General features: G+C 46.8%; 7 protein-coding genes. 3 read left to right on the top strand and 4 right to left on the bottom strand.

The window, feature by feature from the left end:
• Both IQ257_RS14475 and IQ257_RS14470 read right to left on the bottom strand, forming a co-directional pair.
• The coding region (locus IQ257_RS14475; protein WP_193933080.1) for an AI-2E family transporter at positions 1-1,087 on the bottom strand (1,087 nt) is incomplete at its 3' end.
• A 687-nt stretch (positions 1,088-1,774) separates the two neighbouring features.
• On the bottom strand, positions 1,775-3,106 hold the full coding sequence (locus tag IQ257_RS14470; protein WP_193875674.1) for a serine/threonine protein kinase: 1,332 nt from the start codon (positions 3,104-3,106) through the stop codon (positions 1,775-1,777).
• Between the two features lie 410 nt (positions 3,107-3,516).
• On the opposite strand from IQ257_RS14470, the gene IQ257_RS14465 reads away from it, so the two are divergent.
• Entirely contained in the window at positions 3,517-8,310 is a 4,794-nt protein-coding gene (locus tag IQ257_RS14465) for a CHAT domain-containing protein (protein WP_193933078.1), read from the top strand.
• Between the two features lie 46 nt (positions 8,311-8,356).
• Here IQ257_RS14465 and IQ257_RS14460 read toward each other — a convergent pair whose 3' ends face one another.
• Positions 8,357-8,764, bottom strand: a complete 408-nt coding sequence (locus tag IQ257_RS14460; RefSeq protein WP_193881317.1) for a hypothetical protein — start codon at positions 8,762-8,764, stop codon at positions 8,357-8,359.
• A 356-nt stretch (positions 8,765-9,120) separates the two neighbouring features.
• On the opposite strand from IQ257_RS14460, the gene IQ257_RS14455 reads away from it, so the two are divergent.
• A complete protein-coding gene (locus tag IQ257_RS14455; protein ID WP_193881314.1) occupies positions 9,121-10,056 on the top strand; it encodes an ATP adenylyltransferase family protein in 936 nt (311 codons plus the stop codon).
• 119 nt (positions 10,057-10,175) lie between these two features.
• On the opposite strand, the gene IQ257_RS14450 is transcribed toward IQ257_RS14455, so the two are convergent.
• Positions 10,176-12,239 (bottom strand): ABC1 kinase family protein, encoded by a 2,064-nt coding sequence (locus IQ257_RS14450; RefSeq protein ID WP_193881311.1) that lies wholly within the window; start codon positions 12,237-12,239, stop codon positions 10,176-10,178.
• Positions 12,240-12,613: 374 nt separating this feature from the next.
• On the opposite strand from IQ257_RS14450, the gene recN reads away from it, so the two are divergent.
• The gene (gene recN, locus IQ257_RS14445) at positions 12,614-14,416 is read left to right on the top strand and encodes a DNA repair protein RecN (protein WP_193881308.1); all 1,803 of its coding nucleotides are present in this window, start codon (positions 12,614-12,616) and stop codon (positions 14,414-14,416) included.
• Positions 14,417-14,447 lie beyond the last annotated feature (31 nt).

Genomic DNA, 14,447 nt, shown 5'->3' with positions numbered 1-14,447 from the left:
CCCCAACTTCCCCAACTTCCCCATCCAGAGGATTTTGAAAAAAGTCTCCTGTCTGAGGGGGTAGGGTTGGATCGAATACTATTTCCGCTAGACTTTTCACCACACCGGTCAGGGGAATTGCCAAAATCACGCCTAGTATTCCCCCTAATCTGGCTCCCAATAGCAGGGATACAAAGATAATGACGGGAGATAAACCTGTCAACTTGCCCATAATGCGGGGCGCAATCAAATTGTCTTTTACCTGTTGTAGTGCTACCGACACCACCAACACTTCTACTGCTAGCCACCAATTTATAAATGCTACAACTGTCACCACTGTGAAAATTCCCAAGGTTGCTCCGACAAAGGGAATCACCTCCATAAAGCCGATAAAGACGGCAAATAGCAGGAAAAACGGCACTTGCAGCAGGCGAAAGGCAAGGGTTAAAGTTGTTGCCATAAATAAACCCAGCAATAGCTGACCCGATACAAACCGCTGGAGATTGCGTTGCAAGGCTTGGGTTAAACCCTCTCGGATTCTGGGGGAGAAAAAACTCGTCAGACCTTGCCAAAGCCGCTCGCCATCGATGAGCATATAAAAGGAAATTACCAGCACTAAAATTAAGTCTAAAAACCAGTTAAATGTCCCCACTACTAAGCCTAAACCCGTTGAAGCGATCGCTTCTGCCTGGGCTTGGACTCTTGCCAGCAGTTGATTTCCCAAAATTCGCACGTCAAAGGGCAGCTTGTGTTCGACGCTCCAAGTTTGGAAGCTCGTCAGTTGCTGTTGACCTTGTTCGACCAACTCCGGGAACCTGACTATCAACTGCCGCCCTTGGTTGAGTACAGGCGGTGCTAGGGTCAATGCCAGAAATACTACCGCGAAGGCAGCCGTTAAATAGACAAGGATTGCGGCTATTGTCCGAGGCAAGAACGGTCGCAATGCAGCGACGGCATAGTTAAGCAAAAAGGCAATCAGTGCTGCCGTGAGCAGAATACTGATGAGTTCACCCACGTAACTCAGCGCACTCAGTGTTACCCAACCCGTTACTAAAATCAGCAGCCACGTAATTAGGAACTGTTGGAACGGTGAAAATATAGACTTCATTGTAGTTCTTTGATTTGGCAGTTCCCTGCTTGCACAGCAATTGCTCCTATAATTCAGTCGTTTCACTTTACGAGTGAATCAATTCAGAAGACTTCAAGTTCAGGGTAGCAGGTTAGAGCTGACAACTCAGAATTTCTCGATATTTTACCAAATAACTAGTACAAACAACTATTTAAACGTCTAAGTTATTATTTAAGTAAATAGGCGATCGCTATATTTTTGGAGCAAACTAAAGTAACATTTATGAATACATTCAGAGGTAAAAAGCTTGGCAAAAGTCTTGAACCAAAAATACCAGAAAGTGAAGACAACAACACAAATACAGTAATGTCCTACACCCATGTAGGCAGTCAGGCTGTATAGCTTGGCAGCTTGGCGGCAGATCTGAGTCTACTTACCCTGGGCGATACACCCAAGGGATAGGTTACACTCGCTAGAGAATGTAGAAATTCTCTCACTATTATCCCAAATACTACCCATCTTTACCTTGTACCTTGTGGTTTTTGGACAGAGGCAAATGTCGTAAAGACGTTCCGGTGGAACGTCTCCCTCGCCAGGGAATCCCGCGAACTTGTTGAAGTAGGGGAGCTGGGGACCTGGGGAGCTGGGGAGCAAGTAAAACTCTTGAAAAACCTTGACCGAAACTGAGTTCCGGGTAACTTCCCCATCTTCCCCACTTCCTACTCCCTATTGAAGCTGGAGTTGAGGTTCTGAAACGGGCCAATCGCTACGTGGGGGAAAGGTTTGCTGGGTGTGTAAGATTGTCGATCCCGGATCATTCGGTCGGTTGAGCCGCAGGGCAAAGCCAAAGCCTATTCCAGCAGATGCTGCGACAGCTCCCGTCATTAGCAGCGCTTGGAAGGGCAATAGGATTTTAGTTTTAGCAGTTGTGGCTTTTGAGCGTTTACTTGGCTGAGGAAACTCTTTTGCAACACGAGCAAAAGCCGGATTGTAAGATTGGAGCTTTGTTTCTGAGGGTTGTATGAAAGTACGAACTGGGCGACTTCCTATGTATATATTGTCGTGCTGTCCTGGAAGTGAGGATTTGTGGCTGGGGATGGGAGCTTGAGGGTGGGTTGGTCGATTGTCGAGCAGACGCTGTTGAGAGGGTTGTTTTTCGGCTCTAGATAAAGGTTCCTGTTTTTTCTGGTGTTTAGTGACGTTTTGCCCTGGGGTGAGGGCTTTTGTTGAACCTGGAAGCTGGGACAGCCAAGGTGCTAAAGTTTGGGGGCGTTTTTGAGGGATTAGTTCCAAACCCGATTCCAGTACTCGTTTAATCCCTGGACTGATTTTATGCTGGTAGTTGTGCCAGTCTGAGGAAAAAAGATTGTTGTCTGTGTGGGATTGCAACGCCTCTCGCACGGGTGCTGGTAAGGGTGGACGTCCTGTCAGTAAGCAGTAGAACGTTGCTGCCAGAGCATAGAGGTCTGTTGCCGGGGTGCGCTTACCCTGCAATGTATGCTGTTCTATGGGGGTATATCCTGCCGAAAGGAGATTGGCATGGGTTTGCATCACGCCTGGTGTAAACTCACAGGTAATCCCAAACTCACACAGTACTAAGCGATCGCTCTCTGGACGCCGAATAATCGTTTCAGGCTTGATATCTAGGTGCAGTAAACCCGCTTGGTGCAAAACGTTCAGAGCGCTACCAATTTGGCGGATATACTGAATCGCTTTAGCTGGGGACAATCCATTGGCTCGAATAAGTTCAGCGAGAGTCTGCCCCGGAATATCTTCCATTACCAGATAGGGGTATCCGCCCTCTTCAAACCAGTCCAGTACCCGAACTAGACTGGGGTGTTGGCATCGGCTCACTCGTTCGGCAAAGTCTAGAAATTGCTGCTTGAACTGCTCAACATCCGGGTGCTGGCGCAGAGATTCGCCAAGGGTTTTGATGATGACAGTTTCACCCGACTCGCTCTGAGTGGCTCGGTAAGTGAGATGGAAGACACCCCTACCTAGTCGATTGCCGAGGATGTATTTGCCTTGGTGCAGAGCTGGTTTTGACGTTACGTTCATAAAAGTTCACTCCCCACATTTCCACTTAATGCTATAGCTTAGCTGGAATTTATGAAAGTTCGGTCAATCAAAAAGTTTAAGTTCTGTAGACAAAAGCCGAGCGAACTTGTAATTGCGATCGCCCTTAGCGTGAGAAGGGGTTTGGGTAAGGTGTCATATCCATCATTACCTTGACCTTGACCAAGAGGATCAAATGATAGCTGGCTTGCGTAAGCTTACTCAAGACCTATGATAGTATAATTTTTAGCTTTAGACTTACAAAACTTAAATTCCACCAAGCTGCATCGTGATAAAGTGCTGACAATTTAGACGTTCTTAATAGTTCAATCAACCAGTTAGTCGGTTTTTAGCTCAAGACAAATTCGTTCAAAAAACAACCATTCATTATTGCGTTCAGGGGATGTCTAGCAATGAAGTCTGCATGGTTTTCCTTTCGTTGGTTGTCTGTCCGTTTATCCCTAGTCCAATCTCTTCTCTATGGGATAGGGATAATTTTTTCTGCTTTGCCCACACTCGCTCAATCCATTACTCCAGCAGCAGATGGCACGGGTACGGTTCTTACTCCTGATGGTAATCGTTTTGATATCAACGGTGGCAGTCTTTCGGGAGATGAGGCGAATCTATTTCACAGTTTTGAACAGTTTGGGTTAGATGCGGGACAGATTGCTAACTTTTTAGCAAATCCTAACCTGGAAAATATCTTGGGACGGGTAGTAGGAGGCAACCCTTCTATTATTAATGGTCTGATTCAGGTCACGGGAGGTAATCCTAACTTATTTCTCATGAATCCGGCTGGACTTGTTTTTGGTGCAAATGCCAGTTTAAATGTCCCGGCTGACTTTACGGCAACAACTGCCACAGGTATTGGTTTTGGTGATAATAAGTGGTTTAATAATTCTGGTATAAATGACTACCAATTATTAAACGACAACCCCAGTCAGTTTGCCTTTGATGTATCACAAACAGGCAATATTATCAATGCTGGTAATTTAGCGGTTGCAGAGGGTCAGACTTTAACTTTACTTAGCGGTAATGTTATCAATACAGGGCAATTAACCGCACCGGGAGGCACGATTACTATAACGGCAGTGCCTGATTCTAATCGAGTCACAATTAGCCAAGATGGGCAATTACTGAGCTTGGAAATTGAGCCACCCAGAGACACTTCTGGGCTAATTTTACCAATTACACCCTTGGACTTAGCCACACTCCTGACAGGTGTACCGGAAAACGTGGAGACAGGAGTTAGTATGTCTCCAGGGGGTAATATTCAACTAACGAGTTTCAATACAACTATTCCCAATGAAACGGGAACTGCCATTGTATCCGGTACAATTGATGCTTCAAATTTAACAGCCGGAAACGTTGGAGGTGAGGTGAATGTATGGGGTAACTCCGTTAGTTTGATTGGCGCAAATGTAGAAGCTTCTGGTGACAACGGTGGCGGTACAGTAAGAATTGGGGGAGATTATCAAGGAAATGGAACTGTACCCAATGCTCTACAGACAACGATTAGCAGTGATTCGATCATTCATGCTGATGCTTTGCTCAATGGCAATGGGGGTAGAGTCATTGCTTGGGCAGATGGAACAGCAGACATTCAAGGACTATTAACAGCAAGGGGAGGAGAAATTTCTGGGAATGGGGGGTTAATTGAAACGTCTGGCGAGCAGCTTCTCCATCTCAATCTCATCAGTACTCCTGATGCTAGCGCCCCTCATGGCATCGGTGGCATTTGGTTAATTGATCCGACTGATATCACGATTGTGAATCGTGGTGGCGGTGGGATTGGTACGAATCAAGTGGATGTTGCTAATATCAACAATGCGCTAAACCTTGGCACTAACGTTACAATTACAACTGATATCGGTGGAACTGACCAAGGCAATATCACCCAGGATGCTGATGCAGCTATTAATAAGACAGCAGGTGGAGACGCTACGCTTACCTTGAATGCCGATAACGATATCACCGTAGATGGGGGAATCAGTTCTAGTAGCAGTAAGCTGAATTTGAACCTGAACGCACAGGGTAGAGTTGTAATTAATAGTGATATTTCGACGTTGGGTGGGGATATCCTTGCCCAAGGGAGTAGTACTGACAGTACTGGTATTGAAGTTCGAGGGGATATCATCTCAGGGGGAGGGGAAATTGCCTTCACCGGAAGTAGCGATGATACAGGCATTAATATCTTCAACCCAATCGACTCCGGGGGTGGGACGATTACCTTCTACGGGACTGGCACCGGCAGCGGGGGTATTAGGGGTAGGGGCATCAACATTCAAGGGACTATCACCTCAGGGGGCGGTGAGATAATCTTCACGGGCAATAGCAGCAATGAAATTGGCATTATTAATTTCAACCCCATCAACTCTGGGGGAGGGAAAATTACCTTCAATGGAACTAGTACCGGAACAGGCAACACTGCTGGCATCTTTGTTGATGGAACTATTACCTCAGGGGGGGGCGAGATCGTTTTTACTGGTAATAGCACTAGCTATGTGGGTATCTTAAGCAGGAGCTTGCTTGACTCTGAAGGTGGAACAATTACCTTCAATGGGACTAGCACTGGAACTGGCACCTCTGCTAGGGGCATCAGCGTTGAAGGGAATATCTTCTCAAGAGGTGGGGAACTTATTTTCATTGGCAATAGCCTCAGCGAGTTTGGCATCTTTAATAACAGCCCAATTGACTCTGGAGGGGGGACAATTACCTTCAACGGGACTAGTACCGGGACTGGCACCGATGCTAGGGGCATCTTTGTTAATGGGACGATTACCTCAGGGGGCGGGGAAGTTATTTTTACCGGTAATAACGGTAATACTGGTATTTATGTTTCAGGTGCAACAATAACATCGGGCAACGGCGACCTTACTCTGACAGCAGACAGAATTATCTTAGATGATGAGAATTCTAATTGTGGGTGTGAATCTGCAAGCGGCACTGGCAATCTGCTGTTACAGCCGTTGAACCCTAACCAGTCCTTAGAAATTGGCGGAACGGGTGACGCGAATATAGCGTTTCTGAATACAGCCGAATTGGGTCAATTAGCGGATGGCTTTGCTTCCATCACTATTGGACGCACGGATAGTAATGGTGCAATTACTTTAGCAGGTGATGTCACATTTAACGATCCAGTAATATTGCGATCGCCCATTGACTCCGGTTCCATTGACACTACAAGTGGCACCCTCACTGGGGCAGACAACGCCACGATTACCTTAGAAGCCAGTCAAACTATTACCACTGGCGATATTATCAATCCTGGTCGAGATATTACCATAACCAGCACCAATGGTGCGATCGCTACAGGCAACCTCAACAGTTCCGGAGCCAGTGGCGGCACTATCTTGCTGGATGCCGCACTAGGCATTACCACGAGTGCAATTAATTCCAATGGGAGTTCTACCGACGGCGGTAATGTCACCCTAAATTCTAGAGGTAATAGTCAAGTGAGTTCCATTAACGCCCAAGGTGGTAGCAGGGGCGGTGAAGTTAATATCACAACAGAGAAATTTTTTCAATCTCTAGATACATTTATTGACCGCAATGGCACCCAAGCCAGTATTTCTACGGCTGACGGGAATGGCGGGGGAGATATTACCATTCGCCAGGGTGGAACCAATGCGACTCCCTTTGAGGTTGGAAATGCTACCACCAATGGCACAACAGGTGCTATTACCAGTGGTGAGTTTACTATTGCCCCCTTTCAATCATTTCCTTTCAGCTACAAGTTAGGCAATATTGAGATTATTCGAGATGACCTTCCCTTCAATATCATAGATAACCCACCTGTAAATCCTGTAGATCTCATCCAACCGAGCGAAGTTGGCAAACAATTACTAGAAGATGTTAGTCAACCCTTAGAATACAATTCTTTCTCCTCTACAACTAGCACCACCGCCCTAACAACTGAGCGTGAAATCATCCAACAAGAAACTAACTTCACCGACGCCTATGAGAATTATCTGGGCATCAGCGATACCCGCATTGTCACGACAGCAGAAATCCAAGCCACTCTCGGTCAAATCGAACAAACCACTAAGATTAAACCCGGTTTAATTTACGTCTTCTTCAAACCCCAAACCCCGTCTCAAGACCAAACGTCAGAAGCAGCAGACACACTTTGGCAGTTCAAGGCTCCAAGTTCCACCAACCCCCAAGAACGAGCAACTGACCAGCTAGAATTAATCGTCGTCACATCTTCTGGAAAAGCGATTCAACGACAAGTCAAGGGAGTCACACGCGAGCAAGTCCTTCAACTGTCAAACCAACTGCGTCGGCTCGTTACCGATATCCGCATTCCCCTTCCCTACCAGGAAGAAGCTCAACAGTTGTATCAGTGGTTAGTGGCTCCCATTGAGGCAGAATTACAAGCTCAACAAATCACTAATTTGACATTTGTCATGGACGAGGGGTTGCGTTCTCTGCCAATTGCTGCACTGCATAATGGTCAGGGATTTATCGTCGAGAAATATAGCGTTGGCTTAATGCCCAGCTTCAGCCTCACCGATACTCGTTACAAAAGTGTGAGGGGCTTGCAAGTTTTGGCAATGGGAGCGTCTCAATTTCAGGAGAAGTACGATTTACCAGCAGTGCCAGTAGAGTTGTCAATTATTGCCAGTCAGTTGTGGCAAGGTCAATCTTTTCTCAATCAAGCGTTTACCCTAAATAATCTCAAGCAAGCACGCGCCTCTCAGCCTTTTGGCATTATTCATTTGGCAACCCATGGCGACTTTATACCAGGAAAACCCGCTAATTCCTATATCCAGTTTTGGAATACCAAGCTGAAACTGAGCCAATTGCCTGAGTTAAAGTTAAATGACCCACCCGTGGAACTGATGGTTTTGAGTGCTTGTCGTTCCGCTTTGGGTGATAAAGAAGCGGAATTGGGATTTACAGGGTTGGCAGTGCAAGCGGGAGTGAAGTCAGCGATGGGGAGTCTGTGGTATATCAGTGATGAAGGCACATTGGGCTTCATCACACAGTTTTACGAGTCTTTGAAAACAGCCCCCATGAAAGCCGAAGCACTGCGGCAGGCACAATTGGCAATGCTTCGGGGTGAAGTGCAACTAAAAAACGGGCAGTTAGTCACTCCACAGGGGACGTTTTCTTTACCGCCAGAGCTAGGGGAGTTGCCAGACGCCGAATTCACCCATCCCTACTACTGGAGTAGTTTCACCCTAGTTGGCAATCCTTGGTAAGGTACACTCGATTTGTATTTCCCACACCCCACACCCGAGCAAAAACCTATAGATGAGGATGGGGCATCTTGGACGCGACACGTTGAAGGTTGGTCTGGTGGGTCGATGTTGCCATTGGCTGGTAGAATACTTCTCCAATCCCCTGCACGCCATCTACCTTAATTCCCAAGTTAAAAAGTATTTCCCAACCGTCTCCTAAAAGATTCAACCCTAGTAAGGTTCCGTCTTCAAAGAAAACTCCTTGCTCTTGAAATCGGCTTACCTCTATTTCTTTTTCATTCCACACCAGAGATTCTAAGGGTGCAGACTCTAAACCATTATTATGCAAATGACTTTCAGAGTAGCGAAAAGACCCACTACCTAAGTCCGGTATCTGAAACCAGACCTGGCTCAATCCGGCTGGCAGAGAATTGTCAGGGGTTGCAACGTTGACTGTCTGGTGATTTGTATTCATGGGAATCTACCTAGTTAAACAGCAAGTGAAGGATAATTGGCGCACCTCGTACAACACCCTGGAAAGGATTGAGTATTTACTTCTTATTTTGTGTACTTTCATTAAGAATAGTAACGTGAAATATTCCAGCTCGTCTAGTGTTTCACAAAAACTTCATCAAAACAACAAAAATTAACTGAGCAATGTAATTATTTACTTCAACAAAAAGGATTGAATTAACGATTTAATTTTTGAAAAAAATAGAGAAGTTTCCATGACTGTGGTCAAAATCAGAGAATTGGTCTAGATTAGATGCGCACGAGAACTCAATCCGGGTTCCCACAAGCTTAGAGATTCTGCCGATAAAAAATTCAATCATGCCCGATGGAAAACGAACTGCACGGGAAACAGTGATACTGGAATCAGGCACTCTGTGGTCAAAGGTTACAGAGCGAACCGAACACGCACTCCGATGCGGCGCACTCCAGCCGATATCGACAGAGTACGAATTTGTAGAGCAAAGCGGTATTCGTTTCCTGGTTCGCATTTTATCTAACCTAGTCCGCAAGGATGAAGCCCACAAAAAACAGGAAAAAGAAGGCAACTCTTCCAAAAAAGAGTTCAACCCGTTCCTTCCTTACGAAGAAGACCTATTTGTTACCGACATTTCCGAGACACATCTGTGTCTTTTAAACAAGTTTAATGTCGTTGACCATCACCTACTCATCGTTACACGAGAATTTGAGGAGCAAGATAACTGGCTTAACATCCGAGATTTTGAAGCGATGTGGGCGTGCCTTGCCGAAATCGACGGCTTGGCATTCTACAACGGTGGAAAAGTAGCGGGTGCCAGTCAGCGACACAAGCACCTACAACTTGTCCCCTTTCCCCTCACACCTGAAGGACTAAAGATACCTATTGAACCCGCCATTACATCTGCCAGGTTTCGGGATGCGGTTGGGACAATACCAGATTTTAAATTTAAACACGCTCTTGTCCAACTAGACTCCCATTCGGCAGAGTCTCCGTTAGACGCTGCGGCAGGAACGCTAAAACTTTACCATACCCTATTGCGTGCAGTGGGTTTGCTAGAGAAAGAAGCGATCGCTCTCCAGCAATCTGCTCCTTATAACCTACTCGCCACACGGCAATGGATGCTCATTGTACCGCGATCGCAAGAGGATTTCGCCTCAATTTCTGTAAACTCCCTAGGATTTGCGGGTGCTCTGCTCGTGCGAAACCAGCAGCAAATGCAGATTCTCAAAGAGCAAAGTCCCATAACCATCCTACAAAACGTTGCCCAATCCCATTAATATTCTTTGTCCTTGGTCATTAGTAAACTAACAGAAAAATTCGTAGGTAACGAGGGATTAAGTTCTCACTACAAGCCTTCAGTCAGCAACATTCGACGGCAGAACAAATGACCAACCTACTAATGGATAGCGGCAGCCGGAGGCAGGACTAATTTAGGGGCAGGAGTTGGCTTGCGACCGTTAGAAATCTCCTCCCCAGGCGCATTCTGGAGTAATGTCTCCCGAATCAGCCGCGCTATCACCCGCTGGGCTAAACCTCCTGCAATTTTTTGCCCCATTTGCTGAGTTTCCGGCTTTGCCAATAGAGGAGGAATAACACTAACTAGCTGTAGCGGGTCAAAACCTGGAGTATCTTGGAGAATTTGCCAAATCCGCTTAATATGCTCCGTATTATGAGATACTTCCACCGTCTTAGCGGGTGTTTTCAGATCTTGCTCCCATCCAACTCGTCGGCGCAGAGAATAGGTAACATTATCAAACGTCCGCCGTCCTACGCTATCGACAGCCTTCACAATTTCCTCAATTAACTGTTCCCGAATGAAAGTCCCACGATCTGAAAACAGAAACTCTAGCGTTTGAGTCAACACTTTGTTCAGGTCGTAATCGTCAGAATTTGCCGCATTGCGCAACAAGTTTTCTAGACGGTTCCAGCGAAAATTGCCATCTTTGATCAGCAAATCTTTCAAAGATGCCCGCAAACGGGGCGAAGGGTCAGTTAATAGGCGCTTCGCCACATAGGGATAGGCTTTACTCAACACCTTGAAATTAGGATCGACATTAATAGCAATTCCTTCTAACGTCACCAAGGAGCGAATAATTAAGGCGTAGTAAGCAGGCACCCGGAAAGGATACTCGTACATCAGCGCCGACAACTGGTCGGTAATGCTCTTGAAGTTAAGTTCTGCCACACTTGCTCCCAATGCATTGTTAAAAACATTTGTCAATGCCGGGATAATTGGAGCCAAATCGGTATCGGGGGTCAGAAACTCCAGCTTCACATAGTCATGAGCCAACCCAGAAAAATCACGGTTTACTAGATGAACGACTGCCTCAATCAAACCGTAGCGCTGATAAGGCTTAACTTCGCTCATCATGCCGAAGTCCAAGTAAGCTAGCTTGCCCTCAGGCGTTGCTAACAAATTTCCTGGATGGGGGTCAGCATGGAAAAACCCATGCTCTAATAACTGCCGTAGAGAACACTGCACCCCAACTTCAATCAAGTACTTGGCATCGATATTTTGCGCCTGAATTGCCTCCATATTCGTCAGCTTTGTACCCCTGATCCATTCCATGGTTAGCACACGCCGCCCTGTGTATTCCCAATAAATTCGAGGCACGTAAATATTTTGAAGGTGTCCGTAGAGCTTCATAAAGCGCTCGGCATTGCGCCCTTCATGGTTGTAGTCCATTTCTTCAAAAATGCGGGTGCCAAATTCGTCCATAATGGCAACCAAATCGCTGCGCACCTGCTTGATGTTCTTTTTCGCCCACTTAGCAATGCGTCGCAGGATGTAGATATCCAAGGCAATGCGCTGTGCCAGCCCCGGTCGCTGCACCTTCACCGCCACGGTTTCCCCAGTCTTCAACTTGCCTTTGTAAACTTGTCCTAAGGATGCCGCTGCGACCGGTTCGGAGGTGAGTTCGGCATAAATTTCATGGGGATGAGCACCCAATTCTTCCTCAATAAATTGGTAAGCTATCTCATTGGGGAAGGCAGGCAACTGGTCTTGTAGCAGAGACAACTCTTCTAGGTAAACGGGCGGAACCAAATCCGGTCGTGTTGAGAGTGCCTGTCCTACCTTGATGTAGGCTGGACCCAAGTTAGTGAGTAGTTTTCGTAACTGAATCGCTCGCTGTCGTTCATTTTTGGGATTTCGACCCCGGACGCCATCCCACCACAGTTGAATCACAAAGTAAATAGACGGTAGGGCAATACCGAGCAACCGCCCTAAAACTTGCAGAGGTGCCTTACGATATTGGGCTTCGATTGCCACAGGGTCGTAGCGCAATGCGGCTGTTTCCAGTACGGGTGGCGTTTCTGATAAAGCTGACTCTAACTCTGATGTCGGGTTCAGTTCGTACTCAACCGCTATCGGCTCGGCTGGCACCTCTACAACTGACTTATCCAGCTCGGCTTTTGAATCTATGGGGTAGGAGGCTGGGGAAACTGTTTTAAGATTCATATTTATAATTCACCGATAGGAGCGACTCTGTAAAGAATTGTAACAAAAATCAGTAGAAACACCACGCCACTTAGTTTATCTTGACTGGGTTTGAGAACGAACGAGAACAGTTGCTTTCGGCTTATTCCTTTACCCTTGAGACTAAACTGCCTTTGGGTCGTAACTTCTGCTATGAGAACCTGACTGTACCGATTATTTGTTGAGTGTTCCTTTTCTTCATTCAGTATCCACGCTTATCGGTCTGTATTGCCTCTTCCTTATCGGTGAAATTTTTCAAACAAGAAAGAGTACTCAGGCAATATAGCTGAACTCCTGTATTCTTCTAAGTCAGTTCATGTCCGTCACTCATTCCCAATTTAATCTTTAAACGCTCTATGCTGCTGTCTTTGCGGATTCAAAACTTTGCTTTAATTGACAAGCTGGAACTGGAATTTGACGCGGGTCTGAATGTATTGACTGGCGAGACGGGTGCAGGTAAGTCAATTATTCTAGATGCTATCGATGTGGCGTTAGGGGGAAAAGTCTCTAGCCGTCTGGTTCGCACGGGTTCCAAACGCGCTTTGGTAGAAGCCAATTTTCGGGTTGATGCTCCCTTGATGGCGTGGTTAAATGAGCAAGAAATAGACTTGCTCGACGAGGCAGATTTGGTTTGCAGTCGAGAAATTACGACCAACCCGAGCAGTTTGCGTTCTCGTTCACGCATTAACGGTATTTTGGTTAACCGACGATTTATGGAGCTGTTGCGCGATCGCATTGTAGAAATTACCGCCCAAGGTCAAACCGTACAGCTCACAGCACCTGCTCGCCAGCGCTTACTCCTCGACCTCTACGGAGGTTATCCCCTCATCCAACAGCGAGACAAAGTTGCCAGCACTTACTTAGCCTATCAAGAAGCTGAAAATGCCCTCCAGAAACGGCGACAGTCTGAGCAAGAACGCTTACAACGACTAGACTGGCTAGACTATCAAATTCAAGAATTGAGTGCTGTCAACTTCGGCGAACCCAACGAACTCGAACAACTTGAACAAGAACACCAGCGGCTCTCTCATGTAGTGGAACTGCAACAGCAGAGCTACCAAGTTTATCAGGCACTTTATCAAAACGACAGCGGTACTCCAGCTTGTGCTGATTTGTTAGGAGAAGCCGAAGCAAGGCTCACAGATATGGTGAACTATGATCTTCAGTTACAATCTGTTTTGGATCTCGTCAGTGGCGCACTCGCCCAGGTGACAGAAGCTAGTCATCAAATCAATACCTACGGTGATGGACTCGAAACCGACCCAGAGCGTCTGGTGGAGGTGGAGGAGCGCATCCAAGCTTTAAAGCAAATTTGCCGCAAATATGGACCGACTTTAGGCGATGCGATCGCTCACTATGAAAAACTCCAACAGGAACTGGCAGAACTCCGTGGCGAAGGTCAATCTCTAGAAGAACTCGAAAAAATCTATACTCGCTGTCAAAGAACGCTGACAGATGCCTGCGATCAACTGACGCAATTGCGCCGCACGGCTGCCGAGAACCTGGAACGCCATTTAGTGGCTCAACTGAAACCACTGGCAATGGACAAGGTACAGTTTCAAGTTGCGATCGCTCCTATTCCCCCCACCACGACAGGTGCTGACCAAGTAATCTTTCAGTTTTCTCCCAACCCCGGAGAACCCTTGCAACCCTTAAGTGCTACCGCATCGGGTGGCGAAATGAGCCGCTTTTTACTAGCGCTGAAAGCTTGTTTCTCAAGTAGCACCGAGCGTTCGGATACCCTAATTTTTGATGAAATTGACGCCGGCGTTTCCGGTCGCGTAGCCCAAGCGATAGCCGAACGACTTCATCAACTCAGCCAACACCATCAAGTCCTCTGTGTTACCCACCAACCCTTAATTGCTGCCATGGCAGACCGACACTTCCGAGTTGAAAAACAGGTGATCGACCAACCCCTTCAACTCAACGAGCAACAATCCGTTTCCAAACGTAACGGTAAAACTCATTCAGAGGTAAATGAACTTGTCCCCGACTCCGAACTTCCCGATCTGCGCACTGTAGTCCGCGTCAGTCTCCTAGATGATCGCACCCACCGCCAGAAGGAAATTGCTCAGTTGGCTGGGGGTGACTCGGGTCAAGAAGCCATGACGTTTGCCGCGTCTCTGTTGAGTCAAGCCCGTCACTGGCGTCAAAATTAGTGCAGGGGAGCGGGGGAGCGGGGGAGCAGAG

Source organism: Coleofasciculus sp. LEGE 07092 (assembly GCF_015207375.1).
In the GTDB taxonomy this organism is placed as follows: Bacteria; Cyanobacteriota; Cyanobacteriia; order Cyanobacteriales; family Coleofasciculaceae; genus LEGE-07092.
The sequence above is the reverse complement of the archived record's forward strand: the minus strand, read 5'-3'. Positions and strand labels throughout refer to the sequence as shown.

Coding starts and splice junctions, on each gene's coding strand:
- IQ257_RS14470 (WP_193875674.1), bottom strand. CDS start 3,106: ATGAACGTAACGTCAAAACCAGCTCTGCACCAAGGCAAATACATCCTC.
- IQ257_RS14465 (WP_193933078.1), top strand. CDS start 3,517: ATGAAGTCTGCATGGTTTTCCTTTCGTTGGTTGTCTGTCCGTTTATCC.
- IQ257_RS14460 (WP_193881317.1), bottom strand. CDS start 8,764: ATGAATACAAATCACCAGACAGTCAACGTTGCAACCCCTGACAATTCT.
- IQ257_RS14455 (WP_193881314.1), top strand. CDS start 9,121: ATGCCCGATGGAAAACGAACTGCACGGGAAACAGTGATACTGGAATCA.
- IQ257_RS14450 (WP_193881311.1), bottom strand. CDS start 12,239: ATGAATCTTAAAACAGTTTCCCCAGCCTCCTACCCCATAGATTCAAAA.
- recN (WP_193881308.1), top strand. CDS start 12,614: ATGCTGCTGTCTTTGCGGATTCAAAACTTTGCTTTAATTGACAAGCTG.